The sequence below is a fragment of the Acetobacter sp. JWB genome, from assembly GCF_003323795.1.
Classification (GTDB): domain Bacteria; phylum Pseudomonadota; class Alphaproteobacteria; order Acetobacterales; family Acetobacteraceae; genus Acetobacter; species Acetobacter oryzifermentans.
In genome coordinates, this window is record NZ_CP030871.1 from 997,688 (window position 1) to 1,023,299 (window position 25,612).

The following is a 25,612-nucleotide window of genomic DNA, read 5'->3' on the forward strand; positions in this document are numbered from 1 at the left end:
AAGATGAATGGAACAGCGGATATGCTTAAGGAAGATGCCGATTTTTTCTCACCCAATGGGAAAGCGGTGCTTCTGGTAGAAGATGACAGCACCATAGCCGAGGAAATTGCAGCTGAACTGACAGCCCGCGGTTTTAAAGTGCTGCACGAAGCCACAGGTGATGCCGGGCTGGAAGCTGCCTTACGGTTAGAAGCAGACGTTATGGTGGTGGATCGTCTTTTGCCCGGTCTGGATGGTTTAAGCGTTATAGAAACCATGCGCCAGCAGGGCATACGCCTGCCTGTACTGGTGCTTTCTGCCCTTTCTGCGGTGGATGATCGGGTAACAGGCCTTAAGGCTGGGGGCGATGATTATCTGACCAAGCCCTTCGCCATAGAAGAGCTTGTGGCCCGGATAGAAGCCCTGTTGCGTAGGCCGGATGATACGCGCAGCACCAAGTTGCATCTGGGCCCCATTGATATGGATTTGATAGAACGCCGCGTCTGGCGCGATGGGCGGGAAATAGAGCTGTTGCCGCGTGAGTTCCGTTTGCTTGAATACCTTATGCGCAGGCCGGGGCAGGTGCTTACACGTTCCATGTTGTTGGAGGATGTGTGGCAATATCGGTTTATTCCGCGCACCAATCTGGTGGATGTGCATATTGGCAAGTTGCGGCGCAAAATTGATGGGCCGGGAGAGGAACCGTTGATCGAAAGTATTCGCGGAACGGGATTCCGGCTGCGTGTTCCTGACTGAACTTTTTCGCACAGCTACTTTCCGCATCACCCTTATGGCGCTGGCCGCCATGGCGGGGGTGATGGTCATGCAGTTTGGTCTGGTTTACGCGCAGCTTGAGGCCGTGGAATCGCGCCGTTCCACCGAGTTGCTGAAAGGTGAGGCCGAACTGCTGGCCCAGATGTCTCCCGAGCATCTGGAATACGTTATCCGCCGCCGTGCCACGGATGATCTGCGGCTGATTATTAACAGTGCTGGGCTGTTTGATTCCGGGCATGCTCTTATCGCAGGGGATTTGCGCACTTGGCCCAAGGGCCTAAAGGCAGATGGCAAACCTCACAATGTAGAAATTTACCCCGAAGAAGGGGATTCGTACCCCTTGCGTGTGCTGGCGGAAAAACTGCCAGATGGCACCATTCTGGTGTTGGGGCGCAGCTTCCATCTGCTTTCCGAACAAAAGCTCATGCTGCGCCACACCATGCTGGTGGCGGCTATTCCTACCTTTGTGTTTGCGTTGTTTCTGGGCATTGTGCTCAGCCATCGTGCTCTTTCCCGCGTGAAGGAAATGCACGAGGCCATAGACCGCATTATGGCCGGAGATATCCATGAACGTTTGCCCGCTGCCAAGGAGCGGGATGATCTGGAACGCTTGGCCGGTAGTGTAAACCGTATGCTGGATCGGCTGGAGCGGTTGATGGACGATATGCGGGAAGTAGGGAATGATATTGCGCATGATTTGCGCACCCCGCTTTCTCGCATGCGTGCCAGATTGGAGCGGGCTCTTTCTGCTTGCACAGAGCCAGAGGCGCTGGAGGCGGCCGTAGGGCGTGCTGTAGATGATCTGGATCAGTGCATGGGTATTATCACTGCGTTGCTGCGTATTGCGGAAATAGAAAACAGCCGCAGAAAAGCAGGCTTTGGGCAAGTGCTTTTAGCCGATCTGGTGGCAGACGTATTTGATTTGTATGAACCCATAGCTGAAATGGAAGATAAAGTGCTGGTTACAAAGGAGGGGGAAGCCCCCTGCTTTGTATGGGGGGATCGGCACTTGTTGATCGAGCTTTTGGCCAATCTGGTGGATAATGCCATAAAGTTCACACCAGAAGGTGGGCGCATTATGCTTGGCTCGCAACGCATCAACGGTGCGGCATCTCTGTTTGTTACGGATACGGGCGTAGGTATTGCACCGGCTGAAAGAGAAGCTGTTCTTTCACGCTTTTATCGGTCGGACAAAAGCCGCCACGTACCGGGGAGTGGGCTGGGGCTTAGCCTTGTGTGTGCCATTGCGCATCTGCACGAAGCCCATGTCACCATTGAAACAGGGGCGGAGGGTGTTGGCACCTGTTTCAGAATTACCTTTCCATCCGCTTTTTTACAAAAGGTTGAAGATTGCACGTAATGATGTTGGCGGGCCGCAGATATGTATGTAACGATAAAACCATGCCAAATCTGCCTGTCTGCAATGCAGCGTCTCTAACTGTGCAAGGTTGGAGCGCATGAACGAAATTGTCGTTACCGCGCTTAAAAAGCCGTATACGTTTGTGGTGCTTTCCATCCTGATTCTGGTGTTCGGAATCAGGGGAATATTCAATACGCCTACAGACGTATTTCCCAGCATTCGTATTCCTGTTGTGGCAGTGGTCTGGACCTATACGGGCCTGATGCCAGAGGATATGTCTGGCCGCGTTGTGTATTATTACGAGCGCGCTCTCACCGCGACCGTGAATAATATCGAGCATATCGAGAGCCAATCGTATTATGGCCGCGGGATTGTGAAGATCTACTTCCAGCCCGGTACAGATACATCTGTGGCGCAAACCCAGATTACCTCGGTATCGCAGACAGTTATCAAGCAGATGCCCACGGGCTCTACACCGCCGCTGGTGTTGGCTTATAACGCATCCTCTGTGCCGGTTGTGACGTTGCAGGTGTCTTCCACCTCCATGACGGCTTCACAAATTTACGACATGTCCTCCAACCTTATCCGTCCGGCGCTTGTTTCCGTGGCGGGGGCTGCCATTCCCAACCCGTACGGCGGGCAGCCAGGTAATATCATGGTGGATCTGGACCCGGTAAAACTGCTGGCGCATCGGCTTTCCCCGGTTGATGTCTCGCGCGCGTTGAACAGCCAGAACATTGTGCTGCCTGCGGGGGATCAGCGTATTGGCCCGTTTGACTGGATGGTGCAGACCAACGCCTCTCCCAAAAACATGGAAGAGCTGAACATGATCCCCATCAAACAGGTGGGGGATGCTGTGGTGCGGTTGCAGGATGTGGCATGGGTGCATGCAGGCGGCCCGCCACAAACCAACCTTGTGCTGGTTAAAGGGCAGCAGGGCGTTCTGATTGTTATTATGAAAAGTGGCGATGCCTCTACGCTGGATGTTGTGGCGGGGGTTAAAAAGCTGCTGCCGGGCATTGTAAAAACTCTGCCAGAGGGCGTGAGCATCAAGATTTTGAATGATGCCTCTACCTTTGTGAAGGAATCCGTGCAGGACGTGGTGCGTGAAATGCTCACCGCTGCGTGTCTCACCGGGCTTGTGGTGCTGCTGTTTCTGGGCTCTTGGCGTTCTACCGTTATTATTGCCACCTCCATTCCGCTGGCCATGCTGTGCTCGGTTATTGGGTTGGGTTGGGCCGGGCAGACCATCAATGTCATGACACTGGGCGGCTTGGCGCTGGCCGTGGGGATTTTGGTGGATGACGCCACGGTGATGATCGAAAACATCGACGCGCATCTTGAGATGGAAAAGGATCTGGAAACGGCCATTATTGATGCCGCAAACCAGATTGTTATCCCCACCTTTGTATCCACCATGTGTATCTGCATTGTGTGGATGCCGCTATTCCAGCTTACGGGTGTTGCGGGCTGGCTGTTCATGCCCATGGCAGAAGCCATCATTTTTGCCATGATCGCCTCCTTTATCCTGTCCCGAACACTGGTGCCCACCATGGCCAAATACATGCTGGCGGCACAGGTGGCCGCACATGCACATGGCCCGCAGGAGCCCAAAACCATTTTTGGCCGCTTTCAGCGTGGGTTTGAGCATAAGTTCGAGCAGTTCCGGCATCGCTATCACGAGCTGCTGTCTCATCTGGTGGCAACGCGTGGTACGTTTGTGCCGGTGTTTGTGCTGTGCTCGCTTGGTTCCTTGGGGCTGCTGTTCTTTGTGGGGCAGGATTTCTTTCCCGAAGTAAACTCAGATGCCATTGCCCTGCATATGCGTGCGCCTATTGGCACAAGGTTGGAAGAATCCGGCAAGATTTCCCAGCTTGTGAATGATGAGATCGAACGTACATTGCCGGGGCAGGTAGAAGGGTTGGTTGATAACTGCGGTCTGCCCTTCAGCCCGTTGAATCAGGCTTATATTCCAACGCCAACAGTGGGCACGCAGGATTGCGATATTACGGTTTCACTTAAAAATCCGGCATCTCCTGTGGCCGAATATCGGCGGCTTTTGCGCCATAACCTGAACATGAAGTTCCCCGGCACACAGTTTTCCTTCCTGCCGGGGGATCTGACAGCCAAAATCCTGAACTTTGGTTTGCCATCACCTATTGATGTGCAGGTGGTTGGGCGTAATCTGGCGGACAATTTCCGATTTGCGAACCGTCTGGCAGAACGTCTGCGCCATGTTACGGGCCTGACAGACGTGTTTGTGCAACAGCCCATGACAACCCCCACACTTATGGTGAATACCCGCCGTACTTATGCGCTGGGAACTGGCATTACAGAATCCGATGTTGCCAATAACGCACTGGTTTCTCTGTCCGGTAGTTCTCAGGTGGGGCAGGTTTACTGGTTGGATACCAAAACCGGTGTTTCGCATCTGATTGATATTCAAACGCCAGCGCCCTTCCTCCAGACCATGAATGATCTGGAAATCACGCCTGTTGATAAAGGGGATGGCAACCCATCTGGCCAAGATCCGCAAATCTTGGGTGGGTTGAGCAAGATCGATCAGATCGGCACCCCGGCGGAGGTGGCGCATTACAATATCATGCCGGTGTTTGATATTTACGCCACGAATGAGGGGATAGACCTCGGCACGGTCTCACGCGAGGTGTCGCGTATTGTAGACGAAGTGCAGGGTGACCTGCCGCATGGCTCATCCCTCAGTGTGCTGGGGCAGGCTGTTACCATGAACAGCGCTTACGCCCAGTTGCTAGGTGGCTTGGCCATGTCTGTGCTGTTGGTTTACCTGCTGATTGTGGTGAACTTTCAGTCCTGGTTGGACCCGTTCATCATCATCACCGCGTTGCCCGGCGCACTGGCTGGTATTTCATGGAGCCTGTTTCTAACGCACACCACGCTTTCCGTGCCAGCCCTTACAGGGGCCATTATGTGCATGGGTACGGCCACGGCCAATGCTATTTTGGTTGTAGCTTTTGCGCGTGAACGTCTGGAAGAACATGGTGATGCCATTCAGGCCGCGCTGGAAGCTGGGTTTGAGCGTATTCGCCCAGTGCTGATGACAGCCTCCGCCATGATTATCGGCATGTTGCCCATGTCTTTAAGTAACTCGCAAAACGCACCCTTGGGTAAGGCCGTTATGGGCGGCCTGATAGTGGCAACAGTTGCCACTCTGCTGTTCGTACCCTGTGTTTTTGCCATGCTGCACACACGTAAAAAACCGCATGAAACCGAACAAGAGGAAGCTGCCGCATGACCCAAGAGCATCCAGACGCTTCAGGGCCTCAATCTCCCACACCGGCTGGCAGCACACGTAAGCGCAAAATCGGGTTTGTGGCTGTTGGCGGGGTTGCCATCCTGCTGGCAGTGGTGGGTATTGTTCAGCGCCATACGCAGTACGTTAATCTGGCGCACGAAACGGCACATAACGCTATTCCATCCGTGCAGGTTATCTACCCCCAGCCGGGCCCGGATGAACGCACTCTTTCCCTGCCTGCCAATATAGCAGCATGGTATCAGGCACCCATTTATGCGCAGGTCTCTGGCTACGTGAAAATGTGGTACAAAGATTTCGGTGCCAAGGTGAAGGCGGGCGATGTGCTGGCCGAAATTGATACACCGGGGTTAGATGCTCAATTTGCCGCAGCTAAAGCCAACCTGAATGTGGCGTTGGCGCGGTATAAGCTGGCCCAGATTACAGCAAAACGCTGGAAGGCCCTGCAAGGCACGCAAGCTGTTTCTCAGCAGGAAGTGGATGTGCAGGCAGCCAATGCAGAAGCCCAAAAGGCCGAGGTAGAAGCAGCGCAGCATGATGTGGAGCGTTATGCTGCGCTGGAAGCGTTCAAAAAAATTGTTGCGCCTTTTGATGGCGTTGTGACATCGCGCTTGGCGGATGTGGGGGATTACGTCAACGCAGGGCGTGGGGATGTAGATGCTCACGGCAATGCCACCGAATTGTTTAGTGTGGCGGATGTGCACGCCATGCGTGTGTTTGTAGCCGTGCCGCAAGATTATGCAGATATTATCTCCCCGCGGTTGGAGGCAGATTTAAGTATTCCGCAATATCCTGAACGCACATTCCGGGCACATTTTTTGGCCACGGCTTCGGCCTTTAATGCATCTACCCGTACCGTTACAACAGAACTTACACTGGACAATAAATCTGGTGAACTCTGGCCCAATTCCTACGCCACAGCCACGTTCCATGCCCCCGGTGATACGGAAGAGCTGATTTTGCCACTGGGTGCTATTGTGTTCAGGGCGGAAGGCACGCAGGTTGCGCTGGTGGATGATACCAACCACGTGCATCTGGTGAATGTTACTCTAGGCACCAACTTCGGAACTACGGTGCAGATTCTGCGTGGTGTGAAGAAAACGGATCGGGTGATCAACAATCCATCTGCTGGGCTGCTGGATGGGCAGGAAGTGCGCATTGTTAAAGGCACACCCGGCTATAACATGCCCAGCACGCCGCCAGCCGTTAAAAAAGCAGAACCCAAAAAGCCATCCCCTCCCACCAAATCATCCCAAGGGGAAGATGGGGATGACACCCGCGCGATGCCTGATGATAACGCGGATATGTCTGAAGCTGGGGCCCGCCCATGAGGAAAGGGAACATTCTGCCGCGTAAAGTTACACATATTCTGTTGGTAGGGGTGGCAACATCGGCCTTGGTGGGCTGCGATATGGCACCCCGCTATAAGCCTGCGCAATTTGTGCTGCCCGATAACTGGAGCGGGCAGGGCGTGATGAAGCCCGCCCGCCCATCGGATGATGCCATTCGGCCCGATTGGTGGACAATGCTGGGTGATCCGGAACTCAACCGGCTGGAAGATCAGGCCATGCGCCTGAACCCGGATTTGCAGGCGCAGGCAGAGGCGTTCATGCAATCGCGCGATATGGCAGCGGAAGCCAAATCCCACCTTTACCCGCAGTTAAATGGGGCGGCGAGTGGGGCAAAATATAAAGGCTCCCAACACCGGCTATGGCGTGGGGCTGGGGCAACCGGGCCGATGTATATGTCGTCCGAGCAGTATTCGGCCACCGCAACGTGGGAGCCGGATTTCTGGTCTGCCATCCGCAACCGTATCCGTATGGCCAAGCAGGGTGTGCAGGAAGATGCCGCAAATTATGCCTCTGCACGCTTAAGCCTTCAGGCAGAACTGGCATCGGATTACGTTATTCTGCGTGGGTTGGATGCGCAGGATGCGGTGTATAAGGATTCTATCCGGTATTATCAGACAGCCGTGCAAGTTACGCGCATGCGTCTGGCAGGGGCCATTGCGCCGGGTATGGATGTTTCCCGCGCAGAAGCTCAGCTTTATACCACGCAGGCGCAGGAAACCGATATTCGCACCCAGCGTGATGTTATGGAACACGCCATAGCCGTGCTGGTTAATCAGGCTCCGGCCTCATTCCATATCGCGCCGGTTACAAAGCTTACGTTTGAGGAAAAAGAGCCACCTATAGCGCTGCCATCCACTTTGCTGGAACGCAGGCCAGATATTGCCGCAGCAGAACGGCGCATGGCACAAGCAAACAGAGCCATCGGTGTGTCTCGCGCCGCGTTTTATCCGCACGTTACGTTTAACGCCATGACGGGCTTTATGGATAACGGGTTCGATCTGGCTTCGTTGTACAACGCTATGTATCAGTTTGGGGCACAAGCAGTGCTGCCGTTGTTCCAAGGTGGTTTGCGGCGTGCAGAATTGCAGCGCACGTGGTCGGGTTATCGGCAAACGGAAGATATTTACCGCAGCACGGTGTTAGATGCCTTTCAGGAAGTGGAAGACAATCTCACGCGCACCAATCGTTTGAAAACGCAGGTTAAGCAGGAAAGCAACGCCGTAGATGCCGCCTTGCGCACGCAGGGCATGACTATGGCGCTCTATACTGGCGGCCTAACCAATTATCTGGATGTTGTGGTGGCGCAGGTAGCGGCGCTGAATGCCCGCATTTCATTAGTGCAGGCGCAAACCCGACAGGTGGATGCGCGTGTGCAGCTTGTGCGTGCCCTTGGTGGTGGGTGGTCTCGTAGCCAATTGCCGCACGGTGAGGAAACCATCATGCCTTTCAAGCCCTTGCAGTATGAAAACCTGCGCCATGCAGCGCCTTTGGGTGGCATTAGCACTCAGACAGATCCGCTTTCCAATGATCTGACAGGCGGCATGAAAAATACACAACCACTTGACACGCAGCCAGCGCCCCGGTAAGCGCGGCACTTCTGATCGGAACGCGGGAGATTCTTGTCTGCGCCCTGTGCGTGGTGTGGAATCGAGAGAACCGCGGTTCGGGTTCATTTTGAGGAGTCCCGGATATGGCCAAAAAAGTTGTTGGCTACATCAAACTTCAGATCCCCGCTGGTAAGGCTAATCCTTCCCCGCCGGTTGGTCCGGCACTGGGTCAGCGCGGTCTGAACATCATGGAATTCTGTAAGGCATTTAACGCCAAGACCCAGGGTCTTGAGCCGGGTATGCCGATTCCGGTGGTTATCACCGCATATGCAGACCGTACTTTCAGCTTCATCACCAAAACCCCGCCGAACACCTACTTCCTGCTGAAGGCCGCCAAAATTTCCAAAGGCAGCCAGACAGTTGGCAAGGGTGGTAGCGTTGGTAAGGTGACCATGAGCCAGCTTCGTGAAATTGCTGAACAGAAACAGCAGGACATGAACGCAAACGATCTGGATGGCGCAGTGCGCATGCTGATCGGCTCTGCCCGCTCCATGGGCATTGATGTGGTGGAGGGCTAATATCATGGCAAAGAACAAGCGTATCGCTGCTGCACGTGCCAAGATTGAAGCTGGTAAAGTTTACGGCATTGATGAAGCTATCGCGCTGGTAAAAGGCAATGCGACAGCTAAATTTGATGAAACCGTTGAAATTGCACTGAACTTGGGCATTGACCCGCGTCATGCAGACCAGATGGTTCGTGGTTTTGTTTCCCTGCCGAATGGCACAGGCAAAACCCTGCGCGTTGCCGTGTTTGCACGTGGCCCGAAAGCTGAAGAAGCTCAGGCTGCTGGTGCAGACATCGTGGGTGCAGAAGACCTGATGGAAAAAGTGCAGGCTGGCGAAATCAACTTCGACCGCTGCATTGCTACGCCTGACATGATGGCTCTGGTGGGCCGTCTGGGTAAGATCCTCGGCCCGCGTGGGCTGATGCCGAACCCCAAGCTGGGCACCGTGACCATGAACGTAAAGGGCGCTGTTGAAGCGGCTAAGTCTGGTCAGGTTGAATATCGCGCTGAAAAGAGCGGTATTGTGCATGCTGGTGTTGGCAAGGCTTCCTTCAGTGAAGACAAGCTGGCTGAAAACGTACGTGCATTTATTGATGCCGTGCAGAAGGCCCGTCCGTCTGGCGCAAAAGGTGCTTACATGAAGAAGGGCGCTCTGTCCTCCACCATGGGCCCTGGCGTTCAGTTGGATCTCTCTGCCTTCGCTGGCTGAGAAAGAATGACGCCGCACTCGCTTTCGGGTTGGTGCGGTGCATGAAGGGGTGGTTACGGCTGCTCCTTCTTCCTGTCCGAGACCGTGCGCAACTTCGGTTTTAATCAGCCTTCGGGTTGGCGAGCGGTAAGACGGGAATGCTGGTTACAGGTCGTATTTACGGCACGCCAGATATTCCGTTTCAAGGACAGGCGAGCGGGTTCCGTTATGTATAACGGAACCTAAAGGGCAACCCGTTCTGTTGGGCGCAAGCTTAATGGAACAAGACGGAGACGGGATTTGAACCGTACGGAAAAGAAGGCCTTTATCGCCTCTCTGGCCGCCGTTTTCGCCCAGACGTCCATGGTTGTAGTCACCCGTAATGACGGGCTGACTGTGGCTGCTGTGACGGAACTGCGGCGTAAGGTGCGTGCAGCGGGTGCGAACTATAAGGTCGCTAAAAACCGGCTGGCAACTCTCGCCCTGGATGGGACCCAGTTCAACGGCATCGCGCCGCTGCTGCAAGGCCCGACCGCGCTTGCGTGGTCTGAAGACCCTGTGGCTGTGGCTAAGGCTGTCGTTGAGTTCGCCAAAACAAATGACAAGCTTGTGCTGCTTGGTGGTTCTCTTGGTTCTCAGGTGCTTGACGCCGATGGAATCAAGGCTCTGGCCGAGCTGCCGTCTCTTGATGCGCTGCGCGCGCAGCTCGTGGGTCTTATCTCCACGCCAGCTACGCGTATCGCCAGCGTTACTCAGGCGCCGGCAGGCCAGCTTGCACGTGTTTTTGGGGCCTATGCCAAAACGGGTGAAGCTGCCTGATTTCATTCCTTTGCATGAAGGAATGTTAAAGAATTTTGCGCTGCCTTCGTGCTTGAAGGTTGCGTTCTGCTAACCAGTATCTATATTAGGAAGTCAAACTATGGCTGATCTTGCTAAGCTTGTTGACGAACTGTCCGCTCTGACCGTTCTTGAAGCTGCTGAACTTTCCAAGCTGCTCGAAGAAAAATGGGGCGTTTCCGCTGCTGCTCCTGTAGCAGTTGCTGCTGCTGCACCTGGTGCTGCTGCTGCTCCGGCTGAAGAAAAAACCGAATTCACGGTTGTTCTGGCTAGCGCTGGCGACAAGAAGATCAACGTGATTAAGGAAATCCGCGGCATCACCGGTCTGGGCCTGAAAGAAGCCAAGGATCTGGTTGAAGGTGCGCCGAAGACCGTTAAAGAAGGTGTCAGCAAGGACGAAGCTGACAAGATCAAAAAGGCTCTTGAAGACGCCGGGGCAACCGTCGAAGTCAAGTAAGTTTGCCAAATTTCTGATGCATGGCATCAGGGAAATGGAAAAAAGGTTTTCGGGTAGGGGCGCTGTGCCTCTGCCCGTTTGCCTGTTTCGGGTTGATCTGAAACAGGAGCCGGGTAAAACCCGGTATGGGCTTGAGACCAAAATTAGGTCGGACCATCAGGCTCGCGGGATGACCACGGGCATGATGGTCCGAGATAAATGGGCGGGGCAGGAGCGACGATGAACGCAATCACTAAATCGTTCACAGGACGGAAGCGGATTCGCAAAAGTTTCGGGCGGATTCCCGAAATCGCCCCGATGCCGAACCTGATTGACGTGCAGCGTGCGTCTTACGAGACATTTCTTCAGGCAAATGTATCGCCTGATGCACGTACTCCAACAGGTTTGCAGGAGGTATTCCGTTCCGTTTTCCCCATCAATGATTTTGCGGGGCGGGGGCGTCTGGAATTCGTCAGTTACGAATTTGAAGAGCCTAAATATGATGTGGAAGAATGCATTCAGCGTGGTCTGACATATGCCGCACCGCTGAAGGTTATTCTGCGCTTGATCGTGTGGGATGTGGACGAAGATACGGGGTCTCGTTCCATTCGCGATATTAAGGAACAGCCAGTCTATATGGGCGATATGCCGCTCATGACAGACAATGGAACCTTTATCGTCAACGGTACGGAGCGTGTTATCGTCAGCCAGATGCACCGTTCACCCGGTGTGTTCTTTGATCATGATAAAGGTAAAACGCATTCTTCTGGCAAATACCTGTTTGCTGCGCGTGTTATTCCTTACCGTGGTTCCTGGCTGGACTTCGAGTTTGACGCCAAAGATCTGCTTTACGTTCGTATCGACCGTAAGCGTAAGCTGCCTGTCACCACGCTGCTGTATGCGCTTGAAGGTGCAGCTTCTGAAGCTGCACGCAAAGCTAAAGCGGCTGAAGGCGGTGATGTTGACTCTATGGAAATCAAGGGGATGGATGCCAATGAAATCCTCTCCTACTTCTATAATGCTGTCACATTCATAAAAACAGCCAAAGGCTGGGCCCGCCCGTTTGACGCGGATTCCTTCCGTGGTCTCAAGCTGCTGGCGCCGCTGGTGGACGCAGAAACCGGTGAAGTGGTGGCGGAAGCCGAAACCAAGCTGACAGCCCGCATGGTGCGCAAGATCGCGGAAAAAACGCGTGAAGTGCTGGTGGGTGAGATCGATCTGCTTGGCCGTTACATTGCCCATGATATTGTCAATATGCAGACTGGCGAAATCTATGGCGAAGCTGGTGAGGAAATCACTGAAGCACGTCTTGCTGCTTTGGAAGAAGCCGGAATTACGGAACTTCCCCTGCTGGCAATTGACGCTGCTAACGGGCCGTGGATCCGCGATACGCTCACAGTAGATAAAAACAGCACGCGTGATGAAGCGCTGATTGATATCTACCGTGTAATGCGCCCCGGTGAGCCGCCAACGGCTGAAACAGCCGAAGCCATGCTGAATGGCTTGTTCTTTGATCCCGACCGTTATGATCTTTCCGCTGTTGGCCGCGTGAAGATGAACATGCGTCTGGATATGGACGTGCCAGATACAGTGCGTGTGCTGCGTAAAGAAGATATTCTGCGCACCATTAAAACACTGTGCGACCTGAAAGACGGTCGCGGTCAGATTGACGATATTGATAACCTTGGTAACCGCCGCGTGCGCTCGGTTGGTGAACTGATGGAAAATCAGTACCGCATTGGTCTGTTGCGGATGGAGCGCGCTATCCGTGAGCGTATGGGCTCCGTGGATATTGATACGGTCATGCCGCATGATCTGATCAACGCCAAACCTGCTGCTGCTGCTGTGCGTGAGTTCTTTGGTTCTTCTCAGCTCAGCCAGTTTATGGATCAAACCAATCCGCTGTCTGAAGTGACGCATAAGCGTCGCCTTTCAGCGCTTGGCCCAGGTGGTTTGACCCGTGAGCGCGCAGGCTTTGAAGTGCGTGACGTTCACCCAACGCATTATGGTCGTATCTGCCCAATTGAAACGCCGGAAGGCCCGAACATTGGTCTGATCAACTCTCTGGCAACCTATGCCAAAGTGAACAAATACGGCTTTATCGAAACACCTTACCGTCTGGTGAAGGACGGCGTGCTACAGGACGGCTGGAAGTACCTCTCCGCTATGGAAGAGGAAAAGCTGGTTGTTGCGCAGGCCGATGCCAAGGTGAATGATCAGGGTGCGCTTACCAGCGATCTGATTTCTGTGCGTCGTAACGGTGATTTCCGTCTGGTTCCGCCAACGGAAGTAACGGCGTGTGACGTTTCGCCCAAGCAGCTCGTTTCCGTTGCTGCGGCGCTCATTCCGTTCCTGGAAAACGATGACGCGAACCGTGCACTGATGGGTTCCAACATGCAGCGTCAGGCTGTGCCGCTGGTGCGTTCCGATGCACCGTTGGTTGGCACAGGTATGGAAGCAGCTGTGGCGCGTGATTCTGGTGCAACAATTGTTGCCAAGCGCGAAGGTATTGTGGATCAGATTGACGGTGCCCGTATCGTAGTGCGTGCAACCAATGCGGCAGGTTCTACGCAGGGTGTAGATATCTACCGTCTGCGTAAGTATTCCCGTTCCAACCAGTCCACCTGTATTAACCAGCGTCCGCTGGTGCATGTGGGTGACAATGTGCGGGCAGGCGATATTATTGCCGATGGTCCTTCCACAGAGCTGGGTGAACTGGCTCTGGGTCGTAACGTGCTGGTCGCGTTTATGCCTTGGAATGGTTACAACTTCGAAGACTCCATCCTGATTTCCGAACGGATTGCCAAGGATGACGTTTTTACCTCGATCCATATCGAGGAATTCGAAGTCATGGCCCGTGATACCAAGCTGGGTCAGGAAGAAATCACGCGTGATATTCCGAATGTGGGTGAAGAAGCCCTGCGGAATTTGGATGAAGCCGGCATTGTGTATGTAGGTGCTGAAGTTAATCCGGGCGATATTCTGATCGGCAAGGTAACGCCAAAGGGCGAAAGCCCAATGACACCAGAAGAAAAACTTCTGCGTGCCATCTTTGGTGAAAAAGCCTCCGATGTGCGTGATACGTCTCTGCGTCTGCCGCCTGGCACATCTGGCACAATTGTTGATGTGCGTGTGTTCTCCCGCCGTGGTGTGGATAAAGATGAACGCGCCATGGCCATTGAGCGTGCGGAAATCGAACGTCTTGCCAAAGACCGTGATGATGAACGCGCTATTCAGGAACGCTCTTTCTATAGTCGTCTGCGTGAAAAGCTTCTGGGGCAGGTTGCTGGCGCTGGGTTCAAGGGTATTCGTTCTGGAACCGAGATTACAGATGCCGTTCTGGATGAACATCCGCGTGCCACGTGGCGTCAGATTGTTGTCGCTTCTGACAGCGTTATGGCGGAGCTGGAAACTCTGCGGCGTGAATTTGATGCGGCTATTGCACGTATTCAGGCACGTTTTGAAAGCAAGGTTGAAAAACTTCAGCGTGGTGATGAACTGCCACCTGGCGTGATGAAGATGGTCAAGGTTTTCGTGGCTGTTAAGCGTAAGCTGCAGCCAGGGGATAAAATGGCCGGTCGTCATGGTAACAAGGGTGTGGTTTCCCGCGTTGTTCCAGTTGAAGACATGCCGTTCCTGGAAGACGGCACGGCTGTTGATCTGGTGCTGAACCCGCTAGGTGTGCCTTCACGTATGAACGTGGGGCAGATTCTAGAAACGCATCTGGGTTGGGCCTGTGCTAAAATCGGCCGTGGCATTGGTGACATGGTGGATGAATACCAGCGTAATGGCGAAAAACGTCAGGAACTGCTGGACCGTCTGAAAGATGTGTACGGGGATAAAGTTTACAGCGAAGACATTGCCAATATGAGCAATGATGAGCTGATTGAACTGGCCAATAACCTGCGCAAAGGCGTGCCGATTGCAACGCCAGTGTTCGATGGTGCTTCCATTCCGGATATTGAAGCCATGCTTGAAAAAGCTGGCGTTAATAAATCTGGTCAGTCTCAGTTGATTGACGGGCGCACGGGTGAACCGTTCGAACGTAAAACAACGGTTGGCTACATCTACATGCTCAAGCTGCATCATCTTGTTGATGACAAGATCCATGCACGCTCTATCGGCCCATACTCGCTGGTTACACAGCAGCCTCTGGGTGGTAAGGCGCAGTTTGGTGGTCAGCGCTTTGGGGAAATGGAAGTGTGGGCGCTGGAAGCATATGGCGCAGCTTACACTCTACAGGAAATGCTGACTGTGAAGTCGGATGACGTTTCTGGTCGAACCAAAGTTTATGAATCCATCGTGCGTGAGCAGGATGATTTTGAGGCCGGTATTCCGGAAAGCTTTAACGTTCTGATCAAAGAGCTGAAGTCTCTGGGTCTGAACGTAGAACTGGAGCAGGGGGCCGAGTGACGGTGAATTTCGCCACCACCATCCGTTCTTATTTCAAAGGGGAGGCCGGGGTAGAAACCTCGGCTCCCCGTTTCCCGCTGGGGGCTTCGGCACATGAATGAGCTCATGAAAATTCTTGGCCAGACCGGCCAGGCGATGACATTTGATCAGATTAAGATTCAGTTGGCATCGCCCGAACAAATCCGTTCCTGGTCTTATGGCGAAATCAAGAAGCCCGAGACCATCAACTATCGTACGTTCAAGCCAGAGCGGGATGGCTTGTTCTGTGCGCGTATTTTTGGTCCGATCAAGGATTATGAATGCCTTTGCGGCAAATACAAGCGGATGAAATTCCGCGGTATTATCTGCGAAAAGTGCGGTGTTGAAGTTACGCTGGCCAAGGTGCGTCGTGAGCGCATGGGCCATATTCAGCTTGCCAGCCCCGTTGCCCATATCTGGTTCCTGAAGTCTCTGCCCAGCCGTATCGGCCTGATGGTTGATATGACGCTGAAAGATCTGGAAAAGGTGCTTTACTTTGAAAGCTACCTGGTTCTGGAACCCGGCACGTCTCCGCTGAAGCAGTATTCCTTGCTGACGGAAGAACAGTACCTTGATGCCATGGATGAATATGGCGATGAAGGTGTTGAAGTTGGCATTGGCGCAGAAGCCATTAAAAAGGTTCTGGAACGCATTGATTGTGATGCCGAAAAGGTAGAACTGCGTCAGGAACTTAAGGAAACAACTTCAGAAGCCAAGCGCAAAAAGCTTGTTAAGCGCCTGAAGCTGATTGAAGCGTTTGCAGAAAGCGGTTCCCGTCCAGAATGGATGATTCTGGATCTGGTTCCGGTTATTCCGCCGGATCTGCGTCCGTTGGTGCCGCTGGATGGCGGTCGTTTTGCAACGTCTGACCTGAACGATCTGTATCGGCGTGTTATCAACCGTAATAACCGTCTGAAGCGCCTGATGGAACTGCGTGCGCCCGATATTATCGTGCGTAACGAAAAGCGTATGCTGCAGGAAGCTGTGGATGCGTTGTTCGATAACGGGCGTCGTGGCCGTGCGATTACGGGTGCTAACAAGCGCCCGCTGAAATCTCTTTCCGATATGCTTAAAGGTAAGCAGGGGCGTTTCCGTCAGAACCTGCTTGGTAAGCGCGTCGATTACTCTGGTCGTTCTGTTATTGTGGTGGGGCCGGAGCTTAAGCTCCATCAGTGTGGTCTTCCCAAAAAGATGGCGCTGGAGCTGTTCAAGCCGTTCATTTACGCCAAGCTGGAAAAATACGGTCATGCTACCACCATTAAAGCTGCAAAGCGGATGGTGGAAAAAGAGCGTCCAGAAGTTTGGGATATTCTTGAAGAAGTTATCCGCGAACATCCGGTTATGCTTAACCGTGCGCCTACGTTGCATCGTCTGGGTATTCAGGCGTTTGAACCGGTGCTGGTTGAAGGTAAGGCCATTCAGCTGCATCCGCTGGTCTGCACCGCGTTTAACGCAGACTTTGACGGTGACCAGATGGCCGTGCATGTGCCGCTGAGCCTTGAAGCCCAGCTTGAAGCACGTGTGCTGATGATGTCCACCAACAACATCCTCAGCCCAGCAAATGGTAAGCCGATTATCGTGCCTTCTCAGGATATCGTTTTGGGGCTGTATTACCTCAGCCTCGAAACACCTGAATTCAAGGTTACGCCAGATCGCTGTGAATATGATGAGAAGACAGGTGCTTTGGTCAAAGAAGGTGCGCCATCTTTCTCTTCTATTGGTGAAGTGGAATACGCACTCAGCGCCGGTGCACTGAAGCTGCATGATAAAATTCGCGCACGCTTCCAGAAGGTCGGTGCAGATGGCAAGGTCACCTACGAAACAGCCGTGACCACGCCTGGCCGTGTGTTGATTGCACAGATCCTGCCGCAGCATGAAGCCGTGCCGTTCTCCCTTATCAACCGTCAGCTCACCAAAAAGGCCGTGTCTGACGTTATTGATACGGTGTATCGTCATTGCGGTCAGAAAGAAGCAGTTATCTTCTGTGACCGTCTGATGGCTCTGGGTTTCCGTCATGCTGCTAAGGCTGGTATTTCCTTTGGTAAGGATGACATGATCATCCCGCCTGAAAAGAAAGAACTGGTTGATCGCACGGCTGCCGAAGTTAAAGAGTTTGAACAGCAGTATCAGGATGGTCTGATCACGGCTGGCGAACGCTACAATAAGGTGGTGGATGCGTGGTCTCGTTGCACAGACGAAGTGCAGGCGGCCATGACCAAAGAAATTTCTCGTCAGGAAGTTGGTAAGCAGATCAACTCGGTGTGGATGATGAGCCACTCCGGGGCTCGTGGGTCGCCGGCTCAGATGAAACAGCTGGCCGGTATGCGTGGTCTGATGGCCAAGCCATCTGGTGAAATTATTGAGCAGCCGATTATTGCCAACTTTAAAGAAGGCCTGTCGGTTCTCGATTACTTCACCTCTACCCATGGTGCACGTAAAGGTCTGGCTGATACCGCGCTGAAAACCGCTAACTCCGGATATCTCACCCGTCGTCTGGTGGATGTGGCGCAGGACAGCATCATTATCGAAGAAGATTGCGGTAGTGAACGCGGCCTGACGGTGCGTGCGGTGATGGATGGTGGGGAAGTTGTAGCCTCTCTGTCCGAACGTATCCTTGGCCGTACGGTTGCTTCCGATGTGGTAGCGCCAGGCACCAACGAAGTGATCGTTCCGCGCAATCATCTGATTGATGAGGCTGATGCCGAGCGGATTGAAAAATCTGGTGTGGAAACGGTTCATATCCGTTCTGTCCTGACCTGTGATAGCCGCGTTGGTGTATGTGGTCACTGCTATGGTCGTGATCTTGCACGCGGCACACCGGTTAACATCGGTGAAGCCGTGGGTGTTATCGCCGCTCAGTCCATTGGTGAACCCGGCACACAGCTGACAATGCGTACCTTCCATATTGGTGGTGCGGCGCAGCGTGGTGCGGAACAGTCCATGATCGAAGCCTCTCGTGATGGCCAGGTCGTAATCCGTAACCGTAACGTTGTGCATAACAGTCAGAACGTGCCGATCGTGATGGCACGTAACTGTGAAATTCTTCTGTCTGACGAAAACGGTGTGGAGAAAGCCCGTTACCGTGTGCCGTATGGTGCCCGTTTGTTGACAGAAGAAGGGGCAAAAGTTGCTCGCGGTCAGAAACTGGCTGAGTGGGATCCGTACACCCTTCCGATTATCACGGAAAAAGCCGGTAAGGTTGAATACCTGGATCTGATTGACTCCATCACGCTTGTTGAGCGTATGGACGAAGTAACAGGCCTGACCTCCAAAGTGGTGGTTGATTATAAGCAGGCAGGTAAAGGTGTGGATCTGCGCCCACGTCTGCAGCTTAAGGATGCCAACGGTGATGTGGTGAAGTTGGATAACGGTGCAGATGCCCGTTACTTCCTCTCTCCCGAAACGCTTCTGTCTGTTGAAAACGGTACAGAAGTAAATGCCGGTGACGTTCTGGCGCGTCTGCCACGTGAAGGCTCCAAAACCCGTGATATTACAGGTGGTCTGCCCCGCGTTGCTGAATTGTTTGAAGCACGTCGGCCAAAAGACCACGCTATTATCGCGGAAATGGAAGGGCGCGTTGAATTCGGGAAAGATTACAAATCCAAGCGCCGTGTTATCGTGAAGAACGATGAAACGGGCGAGGAGCAGGAATACCTGATCCCGAAAGGCAAGCACATTTCCGTTCAGGAAGGTGACTTTGTGGAAAAAGGTGATCCGCTGGTCGATGGTCCGCGGGTGCCCCACGATATCCTGAAGGTGATGGGCGTAGAGGCTCTGTCTGATTACCTGATCAACGAAATTCAGGATGTGTATCGTCTTCAGGGTGTGAAGATTAACGATAAGCATATTGAAGTTATCGTGCGTCAGATGCTTCAGAAGGTAGAAATTCTGGAGCCGGGTGATACGACATATCTGATTGGCGAAACTGTTGACCGTATTGAGTTCGAGGCTGAAAATGCCAAGAGCCTCAAAGCAGGTGAGCGGCCAGCTCAGGGTATGCCGGTGCTGCAGGGCATCACCAAGGCTTCTCTGCAGACGCAGTCCTTTATCTCTGCTGCATCGTTCCAGGAAACTACACGCGTGCTCACAGAAGCTGCTACGGCAGGGAAAGTGGATAAGTTGATGGGCCTGAAGGAAAACGTAATTGTTGGGCGACTGATTCCAGCAGGTACGGGCAGTGTTATGAAGCGTCTGCGGGCTATTGCCGCAGAGCAGGATCGCCAACGTGTTGGGCGTTCTGCAGCCGAATAAACGTTGCAAATATGCTTCATGAAGGAAGGATCAGGGGAAACCTTGGTCCTTTTTTCATGTACAGCGTACGCAATTCTTTAAGAATCGCAGGGTAAAACTTGACTCCCAGCGGGGGGAGGGTTAGGTAGCAGCCCTCAGCTCTGGATATCCCTGTGGATAGAAAGAGCAATTAGGTTTTCTGTGTGAGTCTAGCATGCGGTTGGCTTCCGGGGTGGAAGCGGGGCCGGATGCCAACATAGCCCCATACAGGCAAATGCCTGATGGGATCTTTTTTAATGAAAGTCGGCAGTCAGAAATAATGGCGGCCGGCCGAACTGTGTAAGGATCGGGAAAGGCGCATGCCGACCATCAACCAGCTCATTGCCAAGGGGCGCAAGCCTGCGGTCAAGCGCAACAAGGTGCCCGCGCTGCAAGGATGCCCCCAAAAGCGCGGTGTTTGCACCCGCGTTTATACCACGACGCCAAAAAAGCCGAACTCCGCACTGCGTAAAGTCGCTAAGGTGCGTCTGACGAACGGCTATGAGGTGGTCAGCTATATTCCGGGTGAAGGTCATAACCTTCAGGAGCATAGTGTTGTGCTGATCCGCGGCGGTCGTGTGAAGGATTTGCCGGGTGTGCGTTATCACATCCTTCGTGGTGTTCTGGATACGCAGGGTATTGCCAAGCGGCGTCAGCGTCGTTCGCTGTATGGCGCCAAGCGTCCGAAATAAGAGGAAGAACAGGTATGAGTCGCCGTCATCGCGCAGTAAAGCGCGAGATCCTTCCCGATCCGAAATTCGGAGATATCGTTGTCACGCGTTTCATGAATGCGCTGATGTACGATGGTAAGAAGTCTGCTGCAGAAAGAATCGTATACGGTGCGCTGGATGCCATGGTGCGTCGTAGCGGTAACGGTGCGGATGCAGTGGTGCTGTTCCACAGTGCGCTGGATAACGTAAAGCCGGCTGTTGAAGTGCGTTCTCGCCGTGTTGGTGGGGCAACCTACCAGGTGCCGGTTGAAGTTCGCGCAGACCGCCGTCAGGCGTTGGCGATCCGTTGGGTGATTGATGCTGCGCGCAAGCGTGGCGAAAACACTATGCAGGATCGGCTTTCCAATGAGCTTCTGGATGCCGTCAACAATCGTGGCGCAGCAGTGAAGAAGCGGGAAGATACCCACCGTATGGCGGAAGCTAACAAAGCATTCAGCCACTATCGCTGGTAATGAAAGAAGCTGCTGCATTTCCTCTTGCAGTGAGTTTGCAGGGCTTATAACAACTGCATCCCGAATGGTTTTTGGGGCATGGAGTAAAAAATGGCTAAGGCTAAATTTGAGCGGAATAAACCGCACTGCAACATCGGCACCATTGGTCACGTTGACCATGGTAAGACCTCTCTGACGGCAGCGATCACCAAGACGCTTGCAAAAAAGGGTGGCGCTGAATTTAAGGCGTATGATCAGATCGACGCTGCTCCGGAAGAACGCGCTCGCGGCATCACCATTTCCACAGCTCACGTGGAATATGAAACCGACAAGCGTCACTACGCGCACGTTGACTGCCCCGGACATGCTGACTACGTGAAGAACATGATCACGGGTGCGGCGCAGATGGACGGTGCAATCCTGGTTGTGTCCGCAGCTGACGGCCCGATGCCGCAGACCCGCGAACACATCCTGCTTGCTCGTCAGGTTGGTGTGCCGGCTCTGGTTGTCTTCCTGAACAAGGTTGATCAGGTTGATGATCCGGAACTGCTTGAGCTGGTTGAAATGGAAGTTCGTGAACTTCTGTCTTCCTATCAGTTCCCTGGCGACGATGTGCCGATCATCAAGGGTTCCGCTCTGGTAACTCTGGAAGATGGTGATCCGGAAATCGGTGAAAACCGCGTTCGCGATCTGATGGACGCAGTTGATGCCTACATCCCGCAGCCGGAACGTCCGGTTGACCGTCCGTTCCTGATGCCGATCGAAGATGTGTTCTCCATCTCTGGTCGTGGTACCGTGGTAACGGGTCGTGTGGAACGTGGCGTGATCAATGTTGGTGACGAAATTGAAATCGTTGGTCTGAAGCCGACCACGAAGACAACCGTAACCGGCGTTGAAATGTTCCGTAAGCTGCTTGATCGCGGTGAAGCTGGTGACAACATCGGCGCTCTGCTGCGTGGCACCAAGCGCGAAGATGTGGAGCGTGGTCAGGTTCTGGCAAAGCCAGGCTCCATTACGCCGCATAAGAAGTTCAAAGCAGAAGCCTACATCCTGACGAAGGAAGAAGGTGGCCGTCATACGCCATTCTTCACCAACTATCGTCCGCAGTTCTACTTCCGTACGACTGACGTGACGGGTGTTGTGCATCTGCCGGAAGGCACCGAAATGGTGATGCCGGGCGACAACTGCGCTATGGAAGTTGAGCTGATTGCTCCAATCGCCATGGACGAAGGTCTGCGTTTCGCTATTCGCGAAGGTGGCCGCACGGTTGGTGCTGGCGTTGTTTCCTCCATTATCGAGTAATCGATAGAGGATATGAGCCTAAGTGGCCCCGACCGATTGATTTTGGTCGGGGTCTTACTTAGCGGCCGGGATTCCCCGGATAAGTAAAGTGTTGGACTAAAAAACAAATGGACAACCAGAACATCCGCATTCGCCTGAAAGCGTACGATCATCGGGTGCTGGATAACAGCACGAAAGAGATCGTGAATACGGCGAAGCGTACGGGTGCGCGGGTTCGGGGTCCTATCCCGCTGCCTACGCATATCGAACGGTTTACGGTTAACCGTTCTCCTCACGTTGATAAAAAGAGCCGCGAGCAGTTCGAAATTCGAACTCATCGCCGTCTGCTCGACATTGTTGAGCCCACTCCGCAGACCGTGGACGCTCTCATGAAGCTCGACCTCGCCGCTGGCGTTGATGTCGAGATCAAACTCTAAGGTCCAGACGATGCGCACCGGATTGATCGCAAAGAAGTTGGGCATGTCCCGACTGTTCAAGGAAGATGGCACGCATGTGCCTGTTACCGTCCTGCATGTTGATGATGTGCAGGTGGTTGATGTCCGTAACCAGGAGCGGGATGGCTACGTAGCTGTTCAGCTAGGTATGGGTAAAGCCAAGGTGAAAAACGTAACCAAGCCGAATCGTGGGCATTTTGCTCGCACGAAAGTGGAGCCCAAGCAGGCGCTTCGCGAATTTCGTGTGGCTGATGATGCCGCTCTTGAGGTTGGTGCTACCCTTTCAGCTTCTCACTTTGTTGTTGGCCAAAAGGTTGACGTTACAGGTGTAAGCAAAGGTAAGGGATTTGCTGGCGCAATGAAGCGCTGGAATTTTGCTGGTCTTGAAGCCACGCATGGTGTGTCTATTTCGCACCGTTCGCATGGTTCGACTGGTAATCGCCAGGATCCCGGCAAGACCTTTAAGAACAAGAAGATGGCTGGTCATCTCGGTGATGAACGCGTGACCACCTTGAATCTGGAAATCGCAGCGGTCGATCCGGAAAAGAATCTGATCATGGTTCGTGGCTCCGTGCCAGGAGCGAAGAACGGTGTTGTTCTGATCCGTGACGCCATTAAAAAAGCCCGCCATGATGACGCGCCTTATCCGGCCGGCCTCGTGAAGGCGGAGGGCTGAGGTCATGGAAATCGAAATCAAGACGCTAGATAACAGCAGCGCTGGTTCTGCAACGCTTCCGGACGAAATTTTCGCCGTTGCGCCGCGTGCAGATATCATGGCTCGTGTTGTGCACTGGCAGCTGGCTAAGCGCCGCGCAGGCACGCATAAGGTGAAGGGCATGGGCGAAGTGTCCGGCACCACCAAAAAGCCATACCGCCAGAAAGGCACAGGTAGCGCCCGTCAGGGTTCGTTGCGTGCGCCACAGTATCGTACCGGTGGGGCAGTGCATGGCCCGGTTGTGCGTGACCACGGTTACGATCTGCCGAAAAAAGTGCGCCGCCTTGGTCTGATTTCTGCGCTTTCTCAGAAGGCAAAAGACGGTAAGCTTATTGTGCTGCAGTCTGCTTCTGGCGTTGATAAGACCAGCGAACTGGCAAAGAAACTGAAGTCTCTGGGTTGGACATCTGCTCTGATCGTGGATGCTGCTGTAGATGAGAGCTTCGGTCGTGCCGCCCGTAACCTGCCCAAGATCGACATTCTGCCGACCATTGGTGCGAATGTTTACGACATTCTGAACCACGAGGTGCTTGCGATTACGCAGGCCGGCCTTGAAGGACTGAAGGAGCGCCTGGCATGACGAATATTCTTGCCATTCGCAAGAAAGCCGAGCGTCTTTCCCGTGAAGCAATGTACGACATCGTGCGTACTCCTGTAATTACGGAAAAAGCTACGGCGCTTTCTGAAAAGAACCAGGTTGTTTTCAAAGTGGCAATGTCCGCTACGAAGCCTGAAATCAAGGTTGCGGTGGAAACGCTGTTCGGGGTCAAGGTTGTTGGTGTCAACACCTTGGTTCAGAAGGGAAAAACCAAACGCTTTAAAGGGCGTGTTGGGCAGCGTTCTGACGTGAAGAAGGCGTTCGTTCAGCTTGCGGAAGGTCAGTCCATTGATCTTACCGCCAAGCTGGCGTGACCGAAGGTAGAAATTCATGGCTCTGAAGCACTTTAATCCTGTCACGCCAAGCTTGCGTGGTACGGTGCTGGTTGATCGTGCTGACCTTTGGAAAGGTAAGCCGGTCAAACAGTTGACCGAAGGTAAAAATAAGACAGGCGGTCGTAATAATAATGGCCGTATCACTTCCCGTTTCCGTGGGGGTGGTCATAAGCAGTCTTACCGTTACGTAGACTTCAAACGTCGTAAGTTTGATGTTCTGGGTACGGTGGAACGTCTGGAATATGATCCGAACCGCACCGCATTTATTGCGCTGGTGAAGTACGAAGATGGCGAGCTTGCATATATCCTGGCTCCGCAGCGTCTGAAAGTTGGTGACAATGTCATCGCTGGTGCACGCGTGGATATTAAGCCTGGTAATGCTATGCCGTTGGCTTCCATCCCGGTGGGAACGATTATCCATAACATCGAACTGAAGCAGGGTGCAGGTGGTAAGCTCGCACGTTCTGCTGGCACATATGCCCAGCTCGTTGGTAAGGATTCCGGTTACGCCCAGATCAAGTTGCAGTCTGGTGAGCTGCGTGTTGTTCGTGGTGAGTGCATGGCGACCGTTGGTGCCGTGTCCAATCCGGATAACATGAACCAGCATATGGGTAAGGCTGGGCGTTCCCGTTGGTTGGGGCGTCGTCCTCATAACCGTGGTGTGGTGATGAACCCTGTTGATCATCCGCATGGTGGTGGTGAAGGTCGTACCTCTGGTGGCCGTCATCCGGTTACGCCATGGGGCAAGCCAACCAAAGGGTACAAAACTCGGGTCAACAAGCGGACGGACAGTCTGATTATCCGTCGTCGAAAGACCGGCAAGTAAGGGGCAATAGAAGATGGCACGTTCCGTCTGGAAAGGCCCGTTCGTCGACGGGTATCTGCTGAATAAAGCTGAGGTATCCCGCGCGTCGGGTCGTAACGAAGTGATCAAGATCTGGTCTCGTCGTTCTACAATTCTTCCGCAGTTCGTCGGTCTGACGTTCGGTGTTTATAACGGTCAGAAGTTTCTGCCCGTACAGGTTACGGAAAACATGGTCGGACATAAGTTCGGCGAATTTTCTCCGACCCGTACATTCCATGGGCATGGTGCTGACAAGAAGTCTAAGCGGGGCTAAGCAGAGATGAGCAAGCCGAAGCATCCGCGCACACTCGCGGAAACAGAAGCGCAGGCAGTTACGCGCAACATCCGGGTTAGCCCCCGCAAGCTGAACCTTGTGGCCGGCCTGATCCGCAACAAGCCTGCTTCCCAGGCAGTTGCAACGTTGACGTTCTCTAAGCGCCGTATCGCTCAGGAAGTGAAAAAGACGCTGGAAAGCGCAATCGCTAATGCTGAAAACAATCACCAGCTGGACGTTGACCAGCTGGTGGTGAAAACAGCTGAAGTTGGAAAATCCATTGTCATGCGGCGTTTTCATGCCCGTGGTCGTGGGCGTTCTGCTCGTGTTGAAAAGTTTTTCAGTCACCTGAAGATTGTTGTAGCTGAACGGGCTGCTGAGCCTGAAGCAGCTTCTTCCGAACAGAAGGCGGCCTGAGGT

General features: G+C 53.6%; 21 protein-coding genes. All 21 read left to right on the forward strand.

The window, feature by feature from the left end; all coding sequences use genetic code 11:
- Positions 1 to 3 precede the first annotated feature (3 nt).
- The 21 genes from DS739_RS04810 to rplV all read left to right on the forward strand — a co-directional run bounded on the left by DS739_RS04810 (position 4) and on the right by rplV (position 25,609).
- Positions 4 to 735, forward strand: a complete 732-nt coding sequence (locus DS739_RS04810; protein WP_006116065.1) for a response regulator transcription factor — start codon at positions 4 to 6, stop codon at positions 733 to 735.
- Positions 722 to 2,113: an ATP-binding protein gene (locus DS739_RS04815; protein WP_006116064.1), complete on the forward strand. Its 1,392-nt coding sequence runs from the start codon at positions 722 to 724 to the stop codon at positions 2,111 to 2,113. The genes DS739_RS04810 and DS739_RS04815 overlap by 14 nt, the downstream gene beginning before the upstream one ends.
- Positions 2,114 to 2,210: 97 nt before the next feature.
- Positions 2,211 to 5,384, forward strand: a complete 3,174-nt coding sequence (locus DS739_RS04820; RefSeq protein WP_035351625.1) for an efflux RND transporter permease subunit — start codon at positions 2,211 to 2,213, stop codon at positions 5,382 to 5,384.
- Complete coding sequence (locus DS739_RS04825) at positions 5,381 to 6,733, forward strand: efflux RND transporter periplasmic adaptor subunit (protein WP_006116062.1); 1,353 nt, start codon at positions 5,381 to 5,383, stop codon at positions 6,731 to 6,733. The genes DS739_RS04820 and DS739_RS04825 overlap by 4 nt, the downstream gene beginning before the upstream one ends.
- Positions 6,730 to 8,340: an efflux transporter outer membrane subunit gene (locus DS739_RS04830; RefSeq protein WP_006116060.1), complete on the forward strand. Its 1,611-nt coding sequence runs from the start codon at positions 6,730 to 6,732 to the stop codon at positions 8,338 to 8,340. Before DS739_RS04825 ends, DS739_RS04830 begins: the two co-directional genes overlap by 4 nt.
- A 104-nt stretch (positions 8,341 to 8,444) precedes the next feature.
- Entirely contained in the window at positions 8,445 to 8,879 is a 435-nt protein-coding gene (rplK, locus tag DS739_RS04835; protein WP_003622680.1) for a 50S ribosomal protein L11, read from the forward strand.
- Positions 8,880 to 8,883: 4 nt separating this feature from the next.
- Positions 8,884 to 9,576, forward strand: coding sequence for a 50S ribosomal protein L1 (rplA, locus tag DS739_RS04840; protein WP_035351622.1), 693 nt, complete (start codon positions 8,884 to 8,886; stop codon positions 9,574 to 9,576).
- Positions 9,577 to 9,855: 279 nt separating this feature from the next.
- Positions 9,856 to 10,374 carry a 50S ribosomal protein L10 gene (gene rplJ / locus DS739_RS04845; RefSeq protein ID WP_003622686.1) on the forward strand — a complete coding sequence of 173 codons (519 nt, stop codon included), beginning with the start codon at positions 9,856 to 9,858 and terminating at the stop codon, positions 10,372 to 10,374.
- A gap of 100 nt (positions 10,375 to 10,474) precedes the next feature.
- A complete protein-coding gene (rplL, locus tag DS739_RS04850) occupies positions 10,475 to 10,849 on the forward strand; it encodes a 50S ribosomal protein L7/L12 (protein WP_006116056.1) in 375 nt (124 codons plus the stop codon).
- A gap of 219 nt (positions 10,850 to 11,068) precedes the next feature.
- The gene (gene rpoB / locus DS739_RS04860) at positions 11,069 to 15,241 is read left to right on the forward strand and encodes a DNA-directed RNA polymerase subunit beta (protein WP_035351617.1); all 4,173 of its coding nucleotides are present in this window, start codon (positions 11,069 to 11,071) and stop codon (positions 15,239 to 15,241) included.
- 93 nt (positions 15,242 to 15,334) lie between these two features.
- A complete protein-coding gene (gene rpoC, locus DS739_RS04865; protein WP_006116054.1) occupies positions 15,335 to 19,510 on the forward strand; it encodes a DNA-directed RNA polymerase subunit beta' in 4,176 nt (1,391 codons plus the stop codon).
- 338 nt (positions 19,511 to 19,848) lie between these two features.
- Positions 19,849 to 20,220 (forward strand): 30S ribosomal protein S12, encoded by a 372-nt coding sequence (rpsL, locus tag DS739_RS04870; protein WP_003622698.1) that lies wholly within the window; start codon positions 19,849 to 19,851, stop codon positions 20,218 to 20,220.
- Positions 20,221 to 20,234: 14 nt separating this feature from the next.
- Complete coding sequence (gene rpsG, locus DS739_RS04875; RefSeq protein WP_006116053.1) at positions 20,235 to 20,711, forward strand: 30S ribosomal protein S7; 477 nt, start codon at positions 20,235 to 20,237, stop codon at positions 20,709 to 20,711.
- Between the two features lie 90 nt (positions 20,712 to 20,801).
- The gene (tuf, locus tag DS739_RS04880) at positions 20,802 to 21,992 is read left to right on the forward strand and encodes an elongation factor Tu (protein ID WP_006116052.1); all 1,191 of its coding nucleotides are present in this window, start codon (positions 20,802 to 20,804) and stop codon (positions 21,990 to 21,992) included.
- Between the two features lie 107 nt (positions 21,993 to 22,099).
- Entirely contained in the window at positions 22,100 to 22,408 is a 309-nt protein-coding gene (gene rpsJ / locus DS739_RS04885; RefSeq protein ID WP_007282720.1) for a 30S ribosomal protein S10, read from the forward strand.
- A 10-nt stretch (positions 22,409 to 22,418) separates the two neighbouring features.
- Complete coding sequence (gene rplC, locus DS739_RS04890; RefSeq protein WP_035351615.1) at positions 22,419 to 23,102, forward strand: 50S ribosomal protein L3; 684 nt, start codon at positions 22,419 to 22,421, stop codon at positions 23,100 to 23,102.
- 4 nt (positions 23,103 to 23,106) lie between these two features.
- Positions 23,107 to 23,721: a 50S ribosomal protein L4 gene (gene rplD, locus DS739_RS04895; protein ID WP_006116050.1), complete on the forward strand. Its 615-nt coding sequence runs from the start codon at positions 23,107 to 23,109 to the stop codon at positions 23,719 to 23,721.
- A complete protein-coding gene (locus DS739_RS04900) occupies positions 23,718 to 24,053 on the forward strand; it encodes a 50S ribosomal protein L23 (protein WP_003622708.1) in 336 nt (111 codons plus the stop codon). Before rplD ends, DS739_RS04900 begins: the two co-directional genes overlap by 4 nt.
- Positions 24,054 to 24,069: 16 nt before the next feature.
- Complete coding sequence (rplB, locus tag DS739_RS04905) at positions 24,070 to 24,900, forward strand: 50S ribosomal protein L2 (RefSeq protein ID WP_003628218.1); 831 nt, start codon at positions 24,070 to 24,072, stop codon at positions 24,898 to 24,900.
- A gap of 13 nt (positions 24,901 to 24,913) precedes the next feature.
- Positions 24,914 to 25,192: a 30S ribosomal protein S19 gene (rpsS, locus tag DS739_RS04910; protein WP_012812769.1), complete on the forward strand. Its 279-nt coding sequence runs from the start codon at positions 24,914 to 24,916 to the stop codon at positions 25,190 to 25,192.
- Positions 25,193 to 25,198: 6 nt separating this feature from the next.
- Positions 25,199 to 25,609: a 50S ribosomal protein L22 gene (gene rplV, locus DS739_RS04915; protein WP_003622713.1), complete on the forward strand. Its 411-nt coding sequence runs from the start codon at positions 25,199 to 25,201 to the stop codon at positions 25,607 to 25,609.
- Positions 25,610 to 25,612: the final 3 nt, after the last annotated feature.